We start from the raw sequence: 20,168 nt of genomic DNA, 5'->3' as shown, positions 1-20,168 counted from the left end.
CTCAGCGGCAGCCCGAGGACGCCTTGCCCGGTCCGCCGAAGAAGAAGCGATTCTTCGTGCTCGAGGTGCTGCTGAAGGTGGGCTCGCTCACGGAGTAGCATTTGGCATCGGTGGCGACCGGCTTGGTGCTGGCGTCCCACCACCAGTAGGTGGTCGGGCCCCAGAAGTAGGTGAGGTTGCGGAAGTAGGCGGCGTGGCTCCAGCCCTCGGATGCGAAGTGGCCGCTTCCCATCTGCGTCGCCGTGGCCTCGGGCGCGGAGGAGTCGTAGACCTCGCCGAACCAGGTGAGCCTGTCCGCGTTGTTCCGGATGCCCGCCGTCGAGAAGAGGAAGCCCTCTTCCTTGCAGGTGGGGGACGGGTCGTTGTCCTTGCAGCGCGGGTAGTAGCCAATCCACTCGCCCAGGACCCACACCCACCAGTTGCCCTGGTGGAGGCGCACCTCGACGTCCATGATGCGCTGGGTGCCCCCCTGGGAGCTCATGCCGATGAGCTTGGCGCCGGGCACGATTTTCTTGCTGACCTGCTGCCAGCCATCGCTCAACTGGTTGTAGCCCCCCTCCCAGTCACCGTCCTCGGCACCGTCGGTCCGGAAGTAGGTGAAGAGGTGGGGATGCTTGTCGCCATTGAGGGACTCGAGCTCGATCTTCCCCACCTCGATGGCCTGGAGGGGACTGCCCCGCATGACGGCGACCTGCGCGATGGAGGTCTCGTTGTCCACGGGGCCGGAGGTGTCCCAGATGTTGATGATGGCCGCGCTGCCGAAGAAGGGGCCGCCACTCCTGTTCCAGTTGCCGTAGTAGCGGTCATTCGAGGCCGGAGAGGGTTGGGGGATGCGCTTGAAGACGTCCTCCGGGTTCTCGGGGGGCTCGGTCTCCAGGCGCAGATAGTTCTCCACGTCGAAGCGGACGACGGGCACGGTGCCATCAGGGCCCTGGGCCCACGGCTGGAGCTGGAGCTCCGTCTGCACGGGCGCGTCCTTGTCCTCGGGCCCCGACGTCTCGGGCAGCGGCCTCGTCCCCTCTGGCATCTTCTCGTCGGGGCGCGGCGGCATCTCGGGCACGTCGCGCGGGGCGGGCACCCAGTCGATGAGCTGCCCCGAGTCCGTCTTCGTGGTGGCCACGATGTCCAGCCGGGCCAGGCGCTTCTGGAAGTACTCGCGGATGCGCTCGCGGCGCAGCTCCAGCTCCTCATCGGTGAGCGGGGACGCAGAGCGCGCGGTCCGGTCCGCGGAGGGCGCGGCCCCGGTGGCCTCGGAGGTGGGGGTCTCCTGCGGGCCGCAGCCGGACAGCAACAGGGGAAGAAGGGTGACACCCCACAGGGCGGAGGACTTCCGGAGCATGGCGCTTCCTTGGACGGAGGTGGTTGGGACCGACATCCCTCCAACGAACGCTGCCTCGTTTCTTCCCGGTGGGCCGGGCCGCTCCAGCGGCGCTGCGGGTGCTCACGGGCTGCTTGCGTTGGCGGCGAGGTACTTCCTCCGCGTCAGCGATTGAGAGGCTCCCACACCCGTGGACAGCCCAGATGTGATGGAAACATCCCTGGCAGTGAATCCCCGAAGGACTGTGCGTCGCCTTCTCCACGGAGGGCCTCCTGCCCCCGCGCGTCCCCAGCATGGTATCCAGGACGTTGGCTGCAACCCGGACCAGCGCCGGGCCGGTAGAGGGGGAGTTCGAAGGACATGGGGATTCTGAGGCAGTTCCATCTGGTGGCCGGCATCACTCGCAAGGTCCTCGGAGACATCAAGGACGACTTGAGAAGAAACAGGGGGACCGCCCCCGTGTCGGCTTTTCGCAACGCGCTCGCCATGGCATTGCTGCTCTGCCTTTGTGCCACGGGTTGTGGGCGCGAGCGGAAGAAGTACCTCGAGCAATTGGATGCGGACTGGGCCGCGCTCGAGCAGGGCGCCCTGGCCACCCCGGACCCCGAGGATGACGGGCCCGCGCTGGTGGCATTCCTCACGAAGTACCCGGAGGGCCACGAGTACGGCAACCCGCGAGCCCCCCAGGCGCGGGAGCGGATGAATCAAGCGCACTGGGCGCTGGAGCGGCGCCGGGAGATCGCGAAGCTGCACGAGGCGCTGATGCCCCGCATCGCGCGCTTCCTCTTCGCGCGCGCCGCCGAGGCTGCGCCCGCGGGCCCCTACCCCGACCCCGAGCCGCTGCGCGTGCTCGCCCTGCGCACGCCGGAACTGCGGATGCTCACGCGCGGCCGGGAGAGCTCCTCGCTGTGGTCCATCACGCGGTATGGGCCACTCGAAGAGGTGCGTGAGGCCGTCGGCTCCGCCGTCTATGACGAGGAGGCGCATGCCTACGATAACGAGTCGCTCGGCCTGCTCCTCGCGGCGGCCTACGTCCCGCCCGATGTGCCGCTCCTGGGCCAGGCGGCGCGAGAGGTGTACCCGCTCTTCCGCCCCTTCGTCCGAGCCCAGGCGCGGCTGTACCGGGCGGTTGCCCGTCACCGGGAAGCCATCCGCGCATATGACCGCGCGCTCGCGCAGGGCACGGAGCGCTACCCATGGATTCGCGAGGAGGTCGACGAGGCGTCCGAGAACGAGGGCGAGGGCGAGGCCGAGAGCGAAAGTGTGAGCGAGGAGGAGGAGGTTTCCTTCCGGAACTTCAACTCCGTCTACGACTACGGGGAGCCCGCGACGGACCGCCGCCACTTCTACCGGGCCGTGGCGCTGAAGCTGGCGCTCCATGAGAAGGCGGGGATGGCGCAGAAGGACTTCGACTACCTCGACGTGGGCTTCTGGCTGCGGCGCTACGAGGACGGCACGGCCGATACGATTGGCAGGTTCCTGCTCCGCGTGCTCGAAGGTTACGACTCCGCGTTCAAGTGGGAGCTGGAGGCCATGGAAGCCGAAGGGAAGTGGCCGCCACTGCCCGAGCCCGCTGGCGCGCCGCCCAGGCTCGAGCCGTATGACGGCCCCATCGAGGGCGAGCGCTTCGTGTCCTTCGACCCGGCCTGGAGGGCGGCCCGCTTCGACGAGGATGGAGAGACGCTCACGGTGGTGACGGACTGGGATGTCCGGCGCGTCTCACGGGAGGACGGGCGGGTCCTCTCCGAGAAGACCTTCCGCCAGCGCACCTCCCTGGAGGACTGGTACCGGGCCATGGTGGCCTTCTCCCAGGATGGGAGGGTCATCGCCATGATGCCTCGTGGGATGAAGTCGCTCCTGGTGCTGGATGCGTGGACGGGAGCACAGCTCGACTCCATCCATGACGTCCGGTCCGTGGAGCGCATCGAGCTGAATCGCGATGGCTCGATGATGGCCCTACAGCTCGGCTACTCCGATGTGCAGGTCCGGGTGCTCCGTGGCACGGCCTCGGTACAAGGGGACGGGGCGGATGCCGGACAGGTGCTCGCCACACAGGAGCTGACGGAGCCGCGCATGTTCAAGGGAGTGGACAGGCTGGTGGGTCTGCATCCCGACCTTCCCCTGCTCTTCACCGAGAGCGGCAACACCCTCTCCGTCTGGGACGTGAAGACCGGCAAGCGGCTCGCGCAGCGGAGCATCGGCCAGGTCATCACGGCCTCGGCCCTCTCTCCGGATGGCAGCACCGTCCTGCTGGCGTATGACGGGGACACGCCGAACTTCTCGGTGGTGCGCTTCGATGCGGAGAAGGCCGAGCTGACCCTGCGCACCACCATCAGCGGCCCCACCTTCCGGGAGGCGGTCTTCACGGGGTCCGGTCATCTCGCGGTCCTGAGGGACAGGAACGGAGTGACTCGCGTGCTGAACACCGCCAGGGAGCGGCTCTGGGACGAGGGCTTCTCCGGAGGGAGCGTGCTCGCCATCAGCCCGGGCGCGGACCTGCTCCTCCAGCAGAGCTCGGAGGGTCTGGGCGAGCTGCAGCTCCATGCGCCCCTCCCTCCCCGCGTCTTCCAGGGGGAGTTCAAGGACTCACGGGCCATGCGGCTCCTCTACGGTTCGTTCGACCCGAGGGAGGGAGGTTCCCCCTGGGTACCGACGCCCGAGGAGAAGACGCAGCTGGAAGCGCTGAAGCACTTCGCGCCCGGGCACCTCCTCGTGCGCCCGCTGCACTCCGTGACCTACACGGAGGGAAGGGAGGAGAAGGTGCTGCTCCTGACGGAGACCCGCTCCGAGCCCGTGAGTCCGTCGTCCACGGCGCTCCTCGGTGGCGCGGTGTTCTCACGCTCTGCGGAAGGCTGGCGGATGGAGAAGCATCAGCGGGTCATCACCGAGCTGGGCTCCAACGGCGTCGTGGGGAATTCGAAGGCAGTGGTCCTCAACACGTCCGTGAAGGGCTTCCTCGTGGGGCTGTTCACAGGTGGCTCGGCGGACACGCCGTCGCAAAGCGTGGTGCTCCTGTCCGACGAGCTCCCCTGGTCGGAGAAGAAGCCGGTCATGGTCATGGCCAGGGTGGGTTTCATCGAGGGCCTCGTGCCGGCGGGGCCCGACGGCCGCTGTGACAAGCCGAGCGAGGACGGTGGGACGGCGCCGGAGTGCCCTGAAGCGGCGCTCGTGAGAGTTCCTCCGGAGGACGAGCACGATGACCTGCCCGACCTGCTCGTGCGTGTGCGCGGGACGGGCTCGAATGGAGAGGCGAGCTCGTCCGAGGAGGACCGCAGGTACGAGTTCAACCTCAAGTCCCACGTGTACGAGCTGGCGCGGTAGCTGTTGGGACCGGGAGGCAGGAATTCGCGGGTCACCACCGCCATCTCGAGCTGATGTACGCGCTTGCGTCACTGCAACAGCTCCGCGACGGATTGACCTTTTCCAACTCCCGCTTCACCGCTCCGGCTTTGAACTCCGGGCAAGGAAGCGGGGGACTCTCATTCCTCCCGAGCCAGCACCTCCACCGTCCCTGTCTCGCGCGCCCGCGGGTCCACCCGCACCTCGTATGTCCCGGCTGTGCGCACGGTGACGGCGACCTTGCCCTCACCGCCGCGCAGACATCCACTGGCGGCCTCCCGGCCCTTCGGGTCGAGCACCCGGACCTCTCCGCACATGTCCGGCAGCGTGGCCTTCGTGAGCAGCACGGAGATGCGCTGTCCCACGCTCCCGGAGAACGCCAGCCGCGCCACGGCACCGGGCTGCTCGATGCGAGCCATCACGGCCGGGCCGCCGAGGCTCAGGCTCCCGCGCTGGTCCGCCGCCGCGATGAGGCGCACCCGCGCCGTCCCCGTCCCCTCCGCCGACGGATTCAGTTGAACCGTGTACCGGCCCGCGTCGGCGAGTTCGAGCGCGTCGATATCCCCCGCGCCATCATCCAGACATCCGGACCGGAGCGTCGCGCCGCCGGGCCCCCGCAGCACCAGCACCCCGCATTGGTTGGGAATGGGCGCTGCTCCGGCGACCGGGTCCACCTGCACGAACACCTTCTGCCCGGCTGTCGCGTCGAACACCACGCGGCCTTCGGCTCCGGGCTCGCGCACCGTGACGCTCACCGGCGGGCCCCCGAGCGTGCCCACCTGCTCGTCGTCCACCGCGGTGACCACGCGGAGCGACAACCTTCCGGTGGCGCCCCCGCGCGGGTCGATGACCACCGAGTACCGGCCGGCCTTCTCGAGCACCGTGCGCTCCAGCGCGCCCGCGCCTCGGGACAGGCAGCCCGTTCGCAGCGACGCGCCATCCGGGCCAAGCAGCCGCACGGTGCCGCAGCCATCAGGCAACGTGCCGTCATCGAGGACGACGTAGACGACCTGCCCGGCGGCGGCTTCGAAAGTCACCTGACCGACGGCGCCCGGGGCCGTGAGTTCGACCGTGGCCCGGTCGCCGTCGAGCGGCACCGTCGTGGTGCCATCGGCGAAGGTCAGGACGGGGCCGGAGCTCCCGCCGTCACGCTCCGGTGCGCGCCTCGCGATGAGGTCCTGCTGGGAATCCCCGGCGGCGGAGGCGAAGACCGCGAGCCCGCTGGCCGCCACGTCGAGCACGCAGTCCTCCAGGAGCACGGAGTCCACCACACCGGCGATGCCGCAGGCCGCGGTGGCGCGCTCCCGTGCGCCCGCGTCGAGGTCCGCGACGGTGAGCACGGCGTCGGGGAAGGAGAGGTCGGTGAACGTCGCCGTGCTCTCTCCCGGCGCACGGTCGAACAGGGACTCCGCATCCGACACGCGCCAGCTCTCCACCAGCTGCGTGTAGAGCTGCGTGCGGTCCTTCGGGTCGGTGATGCGCACCCCGTCCCGCGTGACGAGGTCTCCGTCCGCGACGCCATCGAAGTTCCCGAGCAGACCGCGCACGGCGCCCCGCCGTTCCGCGCCGAGCCGGACCTGAATCTTGAGGCCCGCCGCGCCGATGGGGTCGACCCGCACCGCCGACCCGTCCGGCCATTTCACCGAGACGCCATCGGGTGCCCAGCGCCGCGACGACGGGCTCCGCTCGAGGGTGCCGCCGCCAGGCAGCGTGAAGACTCCGCGCTTCGCCGCCACCACCGCGCCGTCGTGGCGCACGGTGACGCCGCCGGACGTGAGCGAGAGGGTCACCCGGTCCGCCCCCACCCTGACGGCGACAGCGGTATTCACCGAGACGCGGCGGGAAGGGCCGAGCGGGCTCTGCCGCACCTGGACCCTGAAGTCAGTCCGGCCGCCCGCCGGCTCCACGAGGACCAGCTCCCCCACTGCCTGCGGGCTGAACCGGACGCCGTCGAACGTGGTCAGGTGCGGGTCCCCGGTGGACTCGGCGCAGCCATTCTCCGAGTAGTGCTCGGCCCGGGCGTCCCCGCAGATGCGCTCGGGGCCGGGCCTCGGCTCGGACGGCTCATCACATTCGGAGAGGTCTGCCGGAAGCGGGTGGCCGTGGTACTCGGTGCGCGGAGGAAGGCCATTGGCTGCCCGGTAGGCATTCTCGAGTTGGGTGATGATGACCTCCTCACGAGGAATGCAGGTGTCGCCGCACAGGGTGGAAGCCGGCACAGCCGAGCCGTCCGCGATGTGCGCCGCATGCGCCAATTCATGGAACAGCGACGTGCAGGGGTCGCGTGGGACGCCGGGCTCGTATGACGCGCGCGAGTGCGGGTTCCAGGTGATGGAGGACGAGCCGGGGCCAGCCGGGCTGTCTGGAGTGGCGAAGGTGTTCGACCCGCCGTCGGTGTACACCAGCGTGATGGGCGGCGAGTCATCTGAGTCGACCATGTCGATGATGCGCCGGGTCTCCGGCGTGTGGTTGGCGTCGCGGATGACGCGCAGACAAGCCTGCACCTGGCCGGCGAAGCCCTCCGGCTCGACCGGGATGCGCAGGTCCGCGCGTGCCGGCGTAGGCACCCCGGTGATGAGCCCCACCGCGAGGAGCACGATGACGGCGAGGCTGCCCACCAGTCGCGCCTCGTAGGCCCGGCCGGAGCGGCGCCGCCGGGACAGGAGCCAGCCCGTGAGCACCGCGCCGACGAGCAGGACCGCCACGCCCGGGATGGCCAGCCATGGCATTCCGCCACCGGCCGGCGCTTCCGTGGCGGACGGGGCGGCGCCGATGGTGAAGGAGACAGACGCGACGTTGCTGGAGCCGGCGCAGACGGCGGGCTTCGCGTCCACCGCCGGCACCTCGTACCGCATCGAGACCTGATAGGTGCCTGGACCTTCGATGGGCCACATCGAGACGAGCGCGTCGCCATCGGCCAGGGGCTCGACGTCGATGAGGAGGAGGCGTTGGGTGCCCGCCTCCATGGTGCTCACCAGGCGGGTCACCTCGACGCTGCCGCCGGGCTGGGTGGCGCGGAGCGACGCGCGGACCGCCGAGGGCAGCCCATGCTCGTAGAGCGCATGGCTGAACCGTGGCGTAAGGGGCTTGCCGTCGACAGACACACTGGCGACACGCAGCGCGGCATCCGGGTGCGACGCCAGCCCGCAGGGAGTGCCGGTCGCGTTGGTCACCCTGGCGGTGAGCGGAACCGGCGCGCCGATAGCGTAGCGCTCGGCCGGTGTGGACACCGTCAGCACGAGGGGTGTGCTGGAGCCAGCGGCCCCGGCCGTGGCGCACATGAGCGCCAGCACCACCGTCACTTCCAGGCTTCGATGTGAGCTCGCCATCGGGCGAGTTTCGAGGATGGAGCCACGACATTCCAAGGCCGGGCCGGCGCATTCCCGCGCGGAACGTTCGCGTCGAACCTCTTCGAGTTCTGACCGCGCTGACATCGAAGGGGAAGGGGCGAGAAATCTCCCCTTCCCCTCGGGCACTACGGGAGGATGAGGCAGGAGCACTTCTTGGTAACGGCGTTGCACCGGCCGGTCAGGTAGCCGCCACACTGGCTGTCCGAGGTGCACGACCTGCCCACGACGCAGACACCGCAGTCCGGGTCCCGATAACACACCTCGGAGCAGCAGCCATCCTGGCCACAGCCGCACGTGGGGAGCTGGATGACGGCGGTGGCGTCACGGGGCTGCGTCGTATCATCGCGGGTCACACTGCTGCTTCCGTCTGGATTGACCGAGCCCTCGGAAAGCGTGGCCTGCTCTTCGAGAACAGGGTCCTCATTGGACATGGGCCCACAGGCAGTCAGCATCATCCCCAGCACGACAAGCATTCCGGCAAACATTTTCACGGGAGACTCCCTTTCGTTGGACGCGCGCCGACAGGCAGGCGCCGTGCCAACGTGGAATGTCTTGGAATGACGTGAGGCCGGTCGGGCCTTGTGACCTGAACCGTCACAAGGCGGGCGGAGTCGTAGCGCCTGTGGCTACACCGTCCCCGCCAGCGCCCTGCCCGCCGCGCGGCCGGAGAAGATGCACCCTCCCAGGAAGGTGCCCTCCAGCGCCCGGTAGCCATGCACTCCGCCGCCGCCGAACCCCGCCACCTCGCCGGCCGCGTAGAGGCCGGGAATGACCTGCCCATTCGTCCCGAACACCCGGCCCGACAAGTCCGTCTCGAACCCGCCCAACGTCTTGCGCGTCAGGATGTTCAGCTTCACGCCGATGAGCGGCCCCGCTTCCGGGTCGAGAATGCGGTGGGGCTTCGCCGTGCGCACCAGCTGGTCCCCCCGGTACGAGCGCGCCTGGCGGATGGCCGCAATCTGGAGGTCCTTGCCAAAGGGATTGTCCAACTGCCTGTCTCGAGCCAGCACCTCCCGCTCCACCGTCGAGTAGTTCAGCAGTGGCGTCTCCGTCTTCGTGTTCATCCCAGCCACCAGCGCCCGCAGGTTCTCCGCCACGACGAAATCCACGCCGTGTGACTTGAAGGCCTCCACCGGCCCCATCGCCTTCTGGCCCACCGCGCGGTTGAGCACCCCTCGCCAGTCCTTGTTCGTCAGGTCCGGGTTCTGCTCGGAGCCCGAGAGCGCGAACTCCTTCTTGATGATTCGCTGATTCAGCACGAACCACGAGTGCTCGTGCCCCGTCTTCAAGATGTGCTCGAGCGTCCCCAGTGTGTCGAAGCCCGGGAACAGTGGAGGTGGCAGCCGCTTGCCCGTCGCATCCAGCCACAGCGAGCTGGGCCCGGGCAGGATGCGGATGCCGTGCTGGGGCCAGATGGGATTCCAGTTCCGCAGCCCCTCCGTGTAATGCCACATCCGGTCCCGGTTGATGACCCGTGCGCCCGCCGCTTCGGTGATGGGAATCATCCGCCCGTCCACGTGCGCGGGAACGCCCTGGACCATGAACTTCGGCGCCGGGCCCAATCGCGAGGGCCAGCTCTTGCGCACCAGCTCATGATTGCCGCCAATGCCTCCCGACGTGACGACGACCGCCGAGGCCCGCAGCTCGAACTCCCCCGCCGTCTCCCGCGGGCTGCTCACGCCGCGCGGCACGTCCGTGGGCACCAGCCGCATCCCCCGCACTCCCACCACCGCGCCCGCCTGGACGAGCAGCTCATCCACCCGGTGCCGGAACAGGAACGTGAGCGTCCCCTTCTCCCGCGCCGCCTGCGCCCGCCGCACGAAGGGCGCGAGCACTCCCGGCCCCGTGCCCCATGTCACGTGGAAGCGAGGCACCGAGTTGCCGTGGCCCACCGCCCCGTAGCCACCCCGCTCGGCCCAGCCCACCACGGGGAACCAGCGCATCCCCAACTGGTAGAGCCAGGGCCGCATCTCGCCCGCGGCGAACCCGACGAAGGCCTCCGCCCACTTCCGCGGCCAATGGTCCTCCTCGCGGTCGAAGCCCGCCGTGCCCAGCCAGTCCTCCAGCGCGAGCGCATGCGAGTCCTTGACGCCCATGCGCCGCTGCTCGGGCGAGTCCACCAGGAACAGCCCGCCGAAGGACCAGAAGGCCTGTCCACCCAGGCTCTGCTCTCCTTCCTGGTCCAACACCGTGACGCGCTTGCCCGCGTCCGCGAGCTCCGTCGCGGCGACGAGCCCCGCCAACCCACCGCCCACGATGATGACGTCCGCTTCCTGTCCCATCCGGCGTACCTCCAGGTGTCCCCTTCGAGTGGATGACGGATGATAGGGAACAACCCGGGACGGCGGTGAAAGACTTGCCGTACGCGGCGTGGGTCATCCAATCCCTGTCGCTGGAACACGAGGTCCCGGGCCGGGTGGACGCGGTTCATGATGGCGTGCAAGGATTCACCGCGTCCGTGGCGCCCCACACGCCATGGACCGGTAGCCACCTGGCTGCCGGGTTGAGGGGGACTCTCCATGAACTCGCGAGCACTCACGGGCCTGGCCATCTGCGCGGCCGGCGTCATCTTCACCTTCATCGTCAAGACAGGCTTCATCTGGTACGGCGCCATCATCTGGGGCGGCATCATGTTCATCCGCGGCCTCGCCCAGGGTGATGGTGAATAGCGCCACGGCCGCCCCCGTCAGCAGCCCTCCCCCGCTTCTCCCACGATTGCGCGTGGGAGGGCGGGCAGCTCCGCCCCGCTCACTCACCACACCAGCGTGTGCGTGTATTTGAGGAGCAGCGCGCGGTTGTTGTTCTGCGGCGCCACGCGCTCGGCGGGGTCGGACAGGCCGCGGGTGAGCCGCTCGTCGTAGACGAGCCAGAAGTCCTGGCCCTCGCGGACGTGGTAGCGCACGCGCGCGTTGAAGCTGGCCCGCTTCACCACGCTGCTGTACTGCGCCAGCGTGCTCAGCGACAGGTGCGGATCCAGCGCGAGCTGTAGCCGCAGCCGGAAGATGTGTGAGTCCAGCGTCTGTTCCCGCTCAGGCGCGCGGAAGGCGTCGAGCTGGTACTCGGCCCCGACGTTGAGGTGGCGCGAGGCGTTCCACGTGGGCCCCAGCGTCACGCCCACGCTCCGCCCGTCGTACAGCCCGCCCACCTCGACGGCGACATCCGTGCGCAGCCGGTGGCGGCTCGCCATTCCGTACTCCGCCCGGACGCGCTGGAAGGTGTAGCGCCCGGCGGGAATCGCCGCGTCTCCGCCCAGGAGGAACTCACTCGCCACGTCCTCCGTGCGCAGGGAGCCCGACAGCGCCAGCTCCGAGCCCCCCTGCGTCTCCATGCGCAGGAAGGGCTCGGCCAGCGCGGTCTCCACCACCCGGTCCGAGTTGCGCTGCCACACCTCGCCCGTGGTGCCCAGGCGGATGCGGCGAAGCGGTGAGGCCTCGGACAGCAGCCACTCGTATTGCAGCGCTCCGTCCGCCCAGCGCACGTCCCGGCGCGGCTCGAAGCCCAGCGGCGCCACGTAGCCGTCCGCCACCCAGTTGAGCCCCAGCCGGTAGCTCAGCCCCGCGGCGCGGCGGCGCTGCCAGTCCACCAGCAGCCGGCCTCCCCGCCCCGACGGCGGCGTCACCTCGGGGGCCACGTCCATCACCGGCGCCGGGCCCCAGCGCGTGCTCTGCGCCCACTTCACGCCGAGGTACTCGTCTCCCACCACTCGCAGCACGGAGTCCGCGCCGTAGGCCAGTGAGGAGCGGCCCTCGCCGTCGACGCGGGTGGTGAGCATCAGTCCCACGCTGGAGCGCGGGTCTCCGAGCTGGCGGCGCACACGCACGACGCCCAGGTTCTCCGTAGGACGTGCTCCGGTGGACATCGCCTGCATGTCCAGCAGGCCGAAGTCCCACGCGCCCGTGCGGCCCACCAGCCGCGCGCCGCCCAGCAGCGGCACCGGCTGCCCCTCCACCAGCCCGATGCTGCGGCTGTTGAACAGGCGCCCGTCGCCCGACAGCCCGAAGGCGAAGACGCTCGCGCGCTCGAGGAAGAACGGGCGCTTCTCCGGGAAGAAGAGGGGGAAGCGCGTGAGGTTGATCTGCTCGTCGTCCGCCTCGGCCTGGGCGAAGTCCGTGTTCACGGTGATGTCGAGCGTGGTGTTGCTGGACACGCCGAACTTCGCGTCCACGCCGACGTCGGCCCGGAGGCCGCGCTGCTGGAGGCCCAGGGTGCGCGTGTCTCCCGGACGCTGGCGCTGCGTGTAGCCGCCCAGCGCGTAGGGAGTCACGTAGACGGCGCGGCGGCCGTCCACGCCCCGCAGCACCACGTCCTGGAGCCTCGAGGGCTTGGCGTAGGCGCGCGGCCAGCGCGGTGGCACGTCCGGCCAGATGTGCCGCTCATTGTGCCGCGCGAGCCAGCGATACACCGAGAGCCCCATCACCACCTGCCCGCCCTCGTCCTGGAAGCCGAGCGTGGAGAAGGGAATGCGCATCTCCGACGTCCACCCGTCCGCCGTGCGCTGGGACGCCGCCTCCCAGTGGCCGTTCCAGCTCCAGTCCGCTTCGCCGCTGGCCATGTCCGCCACCACGGTGCCGTCCACGCGGATGCCGGTGGGCGTGGTGTAGAACCAGAGCGCGGTGTCCTCGTCGTTGAAGGCGTCCACGATGAGGCCCACGGTGTCATCGCCGTTGTACTGGTCGCGATACAGCGAGTTGCCGCGCACGTCGTCCGGCAGCGAGTCCGACAGGCGCGCGGCCACATACAGCGCACCGTCGTCGTAGGCGATGCGAATCTCCGTCTGCTCCGCGGGGGCCTTGCCGTAGACGGGCTCGTAGACGGCGATGGGCAGGGACGGAACGGACTCCCACGCCCGCTCGTCCAGGCGGCCGTCCATGACGATGGGACCGGACAGCCGGCCCAGCTCCATGGGGCCCTGGGCGCTGGCGACGGCCGAGCCCAGCGCACAGGCCAGCAGCAGGAGCCGCGGCGCGACGCGTGGTGACATGCGCCTCATGTTCCCTGTACTCCCCGCGCCACCAGCCGCCCCCGGGCGCCGAGCGCCGCGACCATCGCCGACGACGCGAGCCCCACCCCGACGAGCAGCAGCCACGCCGCCGCGCCACCGCGCTCCAGCAGATGGCCCGTCACCAGGTTGCCGAGCGCCGCGCCCAGGCCCGCCGCCAGGTAGTAGACGCCGTAGTACGTGCCCAGCCGCTGCTCCCCCGCCAGCCGCGACACCATGTCCATGGAAAAAGGAAAGGCCACCATCATCCCCAGCGTGAGAATCGCGGTGGTGAGCAGCGCCGCCACCGTCACTCCCCGTGGCGCCCCCGGGCCCAGCGCCGTCAGCACCGCCATGGGCAGGAAGGCCGCGCCCATCAGCGCGAGGCCCCGGACAATCGCGGACGCGGGCGTCCACCGGCCCCGGCAGAACGCCGTGACGCGCACCTGGAAGAGCACCATCAACCCGCCCGACAGGATGAACACCCACCCCACGCCCCGAGCCCCCTGCCGCGCCGAGTCCAGCGCCAGCGGCAGCGCGAGGTAGAGCTGGTTGAAGAGCACGGCGTACCCCGCCATGGCCGCCGCGAAGAGGACGAAGTCCCGGTGCGCGAGCACCTCGCGCCAGCCCCGCCACACCGGGGCTGAAGCCCCCGCCTCGGTGCCGCGCTTCTCCGGCAGATATCGCCGCAGCAGCACCGCCCACAGGAAGAAGAGCCCCGCCGCCGTGAAGGCCAGCCGGCGGAAGTCCGAGCCCAACACCCCCATGCCCAGCAGCGGCCCCAGCAGCGCCCCCGCCTGGGACAGCATCGCCGACAGCGCGAAGGCCGCCGGCCGCTCCTCGCGCTGGAGGCCGGACAGGTACGCCTTCATCGCGGGCGTGAAGAGCGCCGCCGCGCCGCCCGTCAGTACCGACGCCACCGCGAGCGCCGGCACCGACGTCGACAGCCCGAACAGCGCGAACGCCCCGCAGCGCACCAGGCAGCCGAGGACGATGAGCGAGCGGTACTCGCCCCGGTCCGCGAGCGTTCCCCCCACGAGGTAGAGGCCCTGCTGGCTCAGGTTGCGCAGCCCGAGGATGAGCCCCACCAGCCAGCCGGAGACGGCCAGCGAGGTGAGGTGCCCCGCGAGGAAGGGCACCAGCATGTAGAAGCCCAGGTTGAAGCCCAGGTCGCACGCCAGCAGCATCCGCACCGGAGGGCTCGCCGCGCGCAGCTGCGCCAGCGCCCCCACGGGGCGGACCGGAGGACTCGTCGCCTCGGCCATGGCTCACTCCACCTGGATGTCCAGCCGCGACACGGCCCACTCGGCCTTGCGCCGCGCGCCGGGCCCGCTCCGGTCGACGGCGATGACGTGGCCCATGAAGTCGTTGTTGTCCTGGGGCTGGCGGAGCGTCCTGCCCACCACGTCGTCCACCACCAGCCGGTGGATGTCCGCGTCCTGGCGAAGCGCCTCCGCGCCCTGGATGGATACGACGCGGCCGCCACGCGGCGGCAGCAGGAAGTGCACCGCCGCGCTGGTGATGCCCGTGGCGCGCGGCTGCACCGCGGGGCGCCGGTCCAGCGCCAGATCGATGACGGTCGTGAAGAAGTCCACGCCCGTGACGAGCTCCACCAGCTCGAAGACGTAGCTGCCACCCATGCGCGCGTTGATTTCGACGATGCGCGGCCCCGCCTCCGTGAGCTTGACCTCCGTGTGCGTCAGCCCGTGCGTGTAGCCCACCGCGGTGAGCGCCTGGCGCACGCAATCCGAGAGCGCGCGGGCCGTCTCCGGACGCAGGTCCGCCGGGTGCATCATCCCGGACTCGATGAAGTGCGGATAACCCACCAGGCTCTTGTCCGTCACGCCGATGACGGTGGTGTCGCCGCGCCAGGTGCACGTCTCCACGCTGAACTCCTCGCCGCGGAGGAACTCCTCGACGAGCACCACGCCGGGCCGCGACTGGCCGCGGATGTTCACCGGCGGGCCGAGGATGTGGGCGAAGGCCGCGCGCAGCTCGTCGGCGTCGTGTGCCGCGCGCACGTCCTCGCTGGCGCACAGGTCCACCGCCTTGAGCACCACCGGGTAGCCGACCTCCTTCGCGAAGGTGAGCGCGGCCTCCAGGTCCGGCGTGGCCAGGAAGCGAGGCCCCGGCAGGCCCGCGCGGCGGCACGCCTCGCGCATCAGATGCTTGGAGCGTGCCACCCGCATGGCCGACGGCGGCGGCCCCGGCAGGCTCAGCGCCTCGGCCACGAGGGCCGTCGTCTCCAGGTAGTAGTCACAGCAGGTGAGCACGCCGTCGAAGCGGCGCTGCTCGTGCAGGGGCTTCAGCACCGCGAGGAGCTGCTCGACGTCGTTCGTCTCCGCGGTGACGACGTCGTCCGCCAGCGCGATGAGGGGGTGGGGCTCCGGCTCCGCGCCCGAGCCCAGCAGGCCCGCGCCCCGGGCCCAGCCCGTGTAGTGCTCCGGCTTGCGGCTGACGAAGGTGTACCGGTGCCCCAGCGCGCGCAGCTTCTTCGGAAGGATGAGCCCGACAGAGCGCACCCAGCTTTCGATGACCAGGAGGTTCGCCATGATGTGTCTCTTGGGGAGGCTCAGGCCGCGGCCTGGGTGGACGCGGCGGGCACCTCGGCGATGAGGACCGAGTTGACGACTTCGTCGTGGGGGTGGATTTCCATGCGCGGCACGAAGGGCGCCAGCCGGCCGATGTCCACCTCGGGGTAGAGCAGCACGCGCAGCCGCGCTGAGCTGCGCGCCAGCAGCAGCGCGCCGGGCCGCATGCACGCGCCCAGGTGCCGGAGCAGCGCGGCCTTCTCGCGCGGGTTCATCCCCACCAGCGCCGCCAGGAAGACGCAGTCGTAGTCCCCCAGCTCCGAGCACGACATGACATCCGCGTGGCGGAAGCCGAGCTGGTGCGCCATGCCCAGCCGCTCCGCCAGGTGGCGCGAGGCGTGGAAGGCGCGCTCGTCCATCTCCACGTTGTCCACGCGCAGGCCGTGCTGCCGCGCCAGGAGGATGGAGGTGAGCGGCAGCGGGCCGCTGCCCACGAAGAGGACGCGCTCCAGCGGGCGCGCCGCGGCGCCGTGCAGGGCCGCCGCCTCCAGTCGTGCCAGCTTCTCGTAGTTGCCGTAGTAGGGGAATCGCTTCAGCTCGGTCCAGGCGTCCCCGGCCTCGACGATGCGGGTGGACCACTGGCGCTCCAGCTCGAACTCGCCGCGCGCGCAGACGCGCCACAGGTTCTCCCGGATGGCGTCGAGGACGGGGTCCGCCAGCATCCGCGCGGCCTCGGCCTTGTGCAGCGGCGACAGGGAGATTCGCACCAGCTCGCTGAACAGCGTGTTCACCTCGTCGCAGGGCTCCAGCGACGAGGCCGTGGCCAGTCGCTGATAGACGCGGTGCACCTGGACTGCCATGTCATCGTGGGGTGTGGGCAGCATGAGTCTCTCGCTCAGCGCAGGCGCGCGTCGGGCAGGTTGTTCATGGGCAGCGGCGTCTCGGTTCCGGCATACGCGGGGGGAAGGAGGGAGCGCAGCCGCGCGGCGGCCTCCTCGGGCCAGCCCGGCGGCAGGTAGGGAAGCCGGTCATCCACGCCCGCGCGCAGCGTGTAGCGGGCGCGCAGGGGCTCCGGCAGGGCCTCGTACGAGGGCAGGTACCAGAGGCTGAGCGCGGTGCGGTCCTCGTCGCTGTCGTTGGCGTGGGCGGCGTGCAGCAGTCGCGCGTCGGTGACGACGAGGCTGCCGGCGCGCACCTGCACCGGCTGCTCGTCCGGGTAGAGCTGGAAGGCGGGGGCCGTGGGGTCCTTCATCGCCCGCAGGTCCGGCGTGTACGTGCCCTTCAGGTGCGAGTGCAGCGCGTGGCGCCGCCGGTGGCTGCCGGGGATGACGCGCAGGCAGCCATTCGCGGGGGTGGTGTCCACGAGGTAGTAGATGAGGATGAGGTCCAGCGGCTCGGCCTCGTAGGCTGCCGGGTGGTCCCACATCGTTCCGTCCTGGTGCCAGAAGGTGCGCGGCGTGCGGGGCAGCTTGTTGAAGACGATGCCGTGCTGGTAGCGCAGCTCCGGGTAGCCCAGCGACGCGAGCCCCGAGCGCATGCCGGGGTGACAGACGAGGTCCACGAAGCCGGGCTCGCGGAGGATGTCCACGAGGCTGCCGATGGCCCGGTGCTTCTCGCGGTACTCCGCGCTGCCTTGTTGGGTCTCGAGGATGCGCTGCGCCAGCGCGCGGAAGCGCCGCACCTCGTCCGTGCTCAGCACACCGGGCAGCACGGTGTATCCATCGCGCAGCAGCTGCTCACGTCCGGAAGTGGGCGCGAGCGTGGAGCTGGGGGTGGTCAGGGCTTCATGGGCCCGGGTGGGTGAGGGTTCCAAGCGGTACTCCCATGCGGGTGTGGGGTGGGAAGCTCACGAGACGGCCCGGTCCATGCGGCGGCAGGCGCCTGGCACCAGCGCTGCCAGGGCGAGCACGGCGAGGCCCAGCCCCCAGAGGCCCGGGAACAGGCGGGGCTCCGGGGGGAGGAAGTGGTGGCGGGGGATGGCGTCGAAGTCGAGCGAGGCCAGCCGCGCGCCCTGGAAGACGGGCGGATAGAAGTGGCGCTTGAGCTGCTCGTGGTAGGCGATGACGCTGTCGCGGTACGCGAGCTGCGCGCCCAGGTCCGTGGCCGCCAGCCGGTTGAAGAGCAGCTGCACATTCACGGGCGGCAGCACCAGCGCCAGGCGCTCGGCCCACGTGTCGCGGAGCTGGAGTTGCTCGCGGTAGGCGCGCAGCGGGGCCTCCACGGAGGCGTCGCCCACCTCGTGCATGGCGTAGTACCAGGGCCACGAGAAGCGCTCCTCGGGCACGCTCGTCGAGGCCCACTCGGGACGCCGCGCGAAGAAGGGCTCCATCGTGGCGCGCTTGGGCTTGTCCCAGCCCGCGTTCATCTCCTGGCGTTGGGTGAGGGTGAGCTCGATGCCTCCCGGCACCGGGAAGCCCAGCGACAGGCCGAGGTTGAGCAGCGCTGGTACGAGCACCGCGCTGCCCAGCCACACGCCCACCAGCGTCAGGGCGGTGAAGGCGGAGGAGCGCCGCAGCGACGCCACCAGCAGCACCACGAGGAACCACAGCGCCACCGAGCCCAGGCTGATGAACGCCGCGTACACCACTCGCGCGTCCAGCGGGCTGCCCGTCCACGCCACCGCCGCGCCCAACAGCACCAGCGACAGCACGGCGACGGCGGCGGCGCGCAGGCCCAGCCGCAACAGGACGAGGCGCGACACCGGCGCGGGCTGCGCGCGCACCAGGAAGGCCGTGCCCAAATCCTCGTCCCCGGAGAGCGCGTCGTGCCCCAGGCCGATGACGAGCAGCGGCAGCAGGAAGGCCAGCACGAAGGCCAGGTCGAAGCTCCCGGTGAGCTGGCGCACCGGGTTGTCCGGCTCCAGCGCGTGCAGCTGCGGCACCAGCCCCAACAGCCGCAGGGAGTGACTGCCGGGGTAGACGTCCCAGAGGCCCGTGGACACCGCGGCCCACGGGGACGGCTCGCGTACGGTGGGCAGCACCAGGGAATAGAGGATGAGGCCCAGCTCGGCGTCCGGCGCATGGCTCGCGCGCAGGTGGGCCTGTTGCTCCGCCAGTCGCTGCTCGCGCAGCGTCACCCCGCGCGCGCCCTGCCCCGTGCGCTCCACGCCCAGGGCGATGGCGCCCAGCCCCAGGAGCAGCACGCCAGCGAGGGCCGCCACGGATGCGCGAGACGTCCACAGCCTCCGCGCCTCGTAGCGCAGCAGCATTCCCCGGGCGCTCATGACAGCCCTCCGGGGCGCAGGCTCAGCGCGGCCAGCAGCGCCACCGCCCAGCCCACCAGCGCGGTGCCGGCCAGCGCCACCGGAGCCACCACCTGGGCGAGCGCGGGCCGCTGGTACACGAAGGGCGGGAAGTCTCTCCACCTGCTGGCGTCCAGCCGCTGCGCGCGGTCATTCACCGCGCGGATTTCATGCGTGTGCAGCGCGTTGAGGCGCTGGATGAAGGCGTAGCGGTGGTCCTCCGCCTGCTGCTCGAAGTCGATGACGTGGTGGGAGTCGGTGCCGGCGAGGGCCATGGAGGCGTTGCGCAGCGCGAGCATGGGGTTGAAGAGGGACAGGACGAGGGCCTCGCGGTCCTGCTCGCGCCAGGAGTCGAAGAGGCGGCGGTAGTGCTCCTCGAAGACGGCGCGGGTGGCGGCCTCGCTCTCGTGCATGGCCACGCCGCCGAAGTTGATGGGCAGGTCCTCCACGCGCTCCACGCCGTATTGGCGCAGGTACTGCTGCTTCATCTCGGCGAAGGCGGGGCTGCTCGGGCTGTGGCCGTCCGCGGCGGAGCGCAGGGACTCCTCCAGCTGCGCGTCGAAGCGCGCGCCGGAGGGTGCCGGGTGGAGCCGGGCGGCCAGCTGCGTGGCGGCGCGCGGCACCACCAGCCACAGGCCCATCCACAGCACCAGCAGCGTCATCAGCGCGCCGCGCGTCTGCTGGTGCCAGGAGGACACCCACACGGCGAGCATGGCGCAGATGAGCCCATATACGGCGTAGCCCGCCATGAGCAGCAGCGCGCGGGCCAGGGCGTCCGCGCCCGCTGACAGGATTCCCGTCAGCAGGGCACCCACCGCCACCAGCAGCAGCGAGGGCAGCAGGAGGAGCGCCACCAGGAGCCACACCCCGAGCACCTTGCCGGCCAGCAGCGCGCGGGGGCTCACGCCCTGCGCCAACAGCAGGCGCCAGGTGCCGCTCTCCCGCTCACCCGCCACGGAGCCCGCGCCGAGGCAGAAGACGAGCAGCGGCAGGAGCAACTGGAGGACGAAGGCGGTGCTGGCGGTGCCCAGGCGCAGCAGCTCCCCGGACTGCGCCGCCTCGCTGAAGGTGAGGCCGTTGCGCCGGTGCGCCTCCAGGTACACCGACGTGCCGACGAAGTCGCCCACGCCCGGGTCGAAGAAGGCCAGCGGCCCGGCGGGGCGGAACGCGAAGGTGCCGTAGTGCGCCACGCGGTGCGGGTGGCGCGCGGGCTGCCCTTCCCACTGCGCGCGCACGAGCTGCTGGTGGGCCTCCCGCTCGCGCGTCTGCTGTGCCTGCCGGTACGCGCCCAGCAGGCAGCCCACGAGCACCAGCGCGCCCAGCGCCACCATGCCCACCCGCGCCGTCCGGTGGCGCAGGGCCCGCAGCACCTCGTGCCGCGCAATCATCCAGAGCGCATTCATGGCCATGG

13 protein-coding genes are annotated in these 20,168 nt (G+C 70.8%); 2 read left to right on the top strand and 11 right to left on the bottom strand.

Annotated elements, in window-relative coordinates; genetic code table 11:
• Nucleotide 1: 1 nt before the first annotated feature.
• Nucleotides 2-1,339 carry a neprosin family prolyl endopeptidase gene (locus ACVTJA_RS13790; RefSeq protein WP_465836821.1) on the bottom strand — a complete coding sequence of 446 codons (1,338 nt, stop codon included), beginning with the start codon at nt 1,337-1,339 and terminating at the stop codon, nt 2-4.
• A gap of 339 nt (nt 1,340-1,678) precedes the next feature.
• Here ACVTJA_RS13790 and ACVTJA_RS13785 point away from each other — a divergent pair, with 339 nt between their 5' ends.
• Nucleotides 1,679-4,639 (top strand): WD40 repeat domain-containing protein, encoded by a 2,961-nt coding sequence (locus ACVTJA_RS13785; RefSeq protein WP_465836820.1) that lies wholly within the window; start codon nt 1,679-1,681, stop codon nt 4,637-4,639.
• A gap of 158 nt (nt 4,640-4,797) precedes the next feature.
• On the opposite strand, the gene ACVTJA_RS13780 is transcribed toward ACVTJA_RS13785, so the two are convergent.
• From ACVTJA_RS13780 to ACVTJA_RS13770, 3 genes are all read right to left on the bottom strand, one after another.
• Entirely contained in the window at nt 4,798-7,986 is a 3,189-nt protein-coding gene (locus ACVTJA_RS13780) for a VWD domain-containing protein (protein ID WP_465836819.1), read from the bottom strand.
• A 146-nt stretch (nt 7,987-8,132) separates the two neighbouring features.
• Entirely contained in the window at nt 8,133-8,360 is a 228-nt protein-coding gene (locus tag ACVTJA_RS13775; RefSeq protein ID WP_465836818.1) for a hypothetical protein, read from the bottom strand.
• A gap of 273 nt (nt 8,361-8,633) precedes the next feature.
• Nucleotides 8,634-10,289 (bottom strand): FAD-binding dehydrogenase, encoded by a 1,656-nt coding sequence (locus ACVTJA_RS13770; RefSeq protein ID WP_465836817.1) that lies wholly within the window; start codon nt 10,287-10,289, stop codon nt 8,634-8,636.
• Between the two features lie 237 nt (nt 10,290-10,526).
• On the opposite strand from ACVTJA_RS13770, the gene ACVTJA_RS13765 reads away from it, so the two are divergent.
• On the top strand, nt 10,527-10,676 hold the full coding sequence (locus ACVTJA_RS13765) for a hypothetical protein (protein ID WP_465836816.1): 150 nt from the start codon (nt 10,527-10,529) through the stop codon (nt 10,674-10,676).
• Nucleotides 10,677-10,759: 83 nt separating this feature from the next.
• Here ACVTJA_RS13765 and ACVTJA_RS13760 read toward each other — a convergent pair whose 3' ends face one another.
• From ACVTJA_RS13760 to ACVTJA_RS13730, 7 genes are read right to left on the bottom strand one after another with little or no spacing between them, the layout of a single operon-like run.
• Complete coding sequence (locus tag ACVTJA_RS13760) at nt 10,760-12,988, bottom strand: carbohydrate binding family 9 domain-containing protein (protein WP_465836815.1); 2,229 nt, start codon at nt 12,986-12,988, stop codon at nt 10,760-10,762.
• Between the two features lie 5 nt (nt 12,989-12,993).
• Complete coding sequence (locus ACVTJA_RS13755) at nt 12,994-14,250, bottom strand: MFS transporter (RefSeq protein ID WP_465836814.1); 1,257 nt, start codon at nt 14,248-14,250, stop codon at nt 12,994-12,996.
• A gap of 3 nt (nt 14,251-14,253) precedes the next feature.
• The gene (locus ACVTJA_RS13750) at nt 14,254-15,537 is read right to left on the bottom strand and encodes an ATP-grasp domain-containing protein (protein WP_465836813.1); all 1,284 of its coding nucleotides are present in this window, start codon (nt 15,535-15,537) and stop codon (nt 14,254-14,256) included.
• Between the two features lie 20 nt (nt 15,538-15,557).
• On the bottom strand, nt 15,558-16,376 hold the full coding sequence (locus ACVTJA_RS13745; RefSeq protein WP_465836812.1) for a nicotianamine synthase family protein: 819 nt from the start codon (nt 16,374-16,376) through the stop codon (nt 15,558-15,560).
• Between the two features lie 35 nt (nt 16,377-16,411).
• Nucleotides 16,412-17,329 (bottom strand): phytanoyl-CoA dioxygenase family protein, encoded by a 918-nt coding sequence (locus ACVTJA_RS13740; protein ID WP_465836811.1) that lies wholly within the window; start codon nt 17,327-17,329, stop codon nt 16,412-16,414.
• A gap of 33 nt (nt 17,330-17,362) precedes the next feature.
• Nucleotides 17,363-18,739 (bottom strand): DUF3526 domain-containing protein, encoded by a 1,377-nt coding sequence (locus ACVTJA_RS13735; protein ID WP_465836810.1) that lies wholly within the window; start codon nt 18,737-18,739, stop codon nt 17,363-17,365.
• Entirely contained in the window at nt 18,736-20,166 is a 1,431-nt protein-coding gene (locus ACVTJA_RS13730) for a DUF3526 domain-containing protein (RefSeq protein ID WP_465836809.1), read from the bottom strand. Before ACVTJA_RS13730 ends, ACVTJA_RS13735 begins: the two co-directional genes overlap by 4 nt.
• Nucleotides 20,167-20,168: the final 2 nt, after the last annotated feature.

The organism is Pyxidicoccus sp. M6, from assembly GCF_055568925.1.
Note: the sequence above shows the minus strand (reverse complement) of the source record. Positions and strands in the feature narration are given on the sequence as shown.

What these genes read in the sequence shown, in the direction of transcription:
- ACVTJA_RS13735 (WP_465836810.1), bottom strand. Translation starts at nt 18,739, where the DNA reads ATGAGCGCCCGGGGAATGCTGCTGCGCTACGAGGCGCGGAGGCTGTGG.
- ACVTJA_RS13785 (WP_465836820.1), top strand. Translation starts at nt 1,679, where the DNA reads ATGGGGATTCTGAGGCAGTTCCATCTGGTGGCCGGCATCACTCGCAAG.
- ACVTJA_RS13730 (WP_465836809.1), bottom strand. Translation starts at nt 20,166, where the DNA reads ATGGCCATGAATGCGCTCTGGATGATTGCGCGGCACGAGGTGCTGCGG.
- ACVTJA_RS13780 (WP_465836819.1), bottom strand. Translation starts at nt 7,986, where the DNA reads ATGGCGAGCTCACATCGAAGCCTGGAAGTGACGGTGGTGCTGGCGCTC.
- ACVTJA_RS13760 (WP_465836815.1), bottom strand. Translation starts at nt 12,988, where the DNA reads ATGTCACCACGCGTCGCGCCGCGGCTCCTGCTGCTGGCCTGTGCGCTG.
- ACVTJA_RS13765 (WP_465836816.1), top strand. Translation starts at nt 10,527, where the DNA reads ATGAACTCGCGAGCACTCACGGGCCTGGCCATCTGCGCGGCCGGCGTC.
- ACVTJA_RS13750 (WP_465836813.1), bottom strand. Translation starts at nt 15,537, where the DNA reads ATGGCGAACCTCCTGGTCATCGAAAGCTGGGTGCGCTCTGTCGGGCTC.
- ACVTJA_RS13755 (WP_465836814.1), bottom strand. Translation starts at nt 14,250, where the DNA reads ATGGCCGAGGCGACGAGTCCTCCGGTCCGCCCCGTGGGGGCGCTGGCG.
- ACVTJA_RS13770 (WP_465836817.1), bottom strand. Translation starts at nt 10,289, where the DNA reads ATGGGACAGGAAGCGGACGTCATCATCGTGGGCGGTGGGTTGGCGGGG.
- ACVTJA_RS13745 (WP_465836812.1), bottom strand. Translation starts at nt 16,376, where the DNA reads ATGGCAGTCCAGGTGCACCGCGTCTATCAGCGACTGGCCACGGCCTCG.
- ACVTJA_RS13790 (WP_465836821.1), bottom strand. Translation starts at nt 1,339, where the DNA reads ATGCTCCGGAAGTCCTCCGCCCTGTGGGGTGTCACCCTTCTTCCCCTG.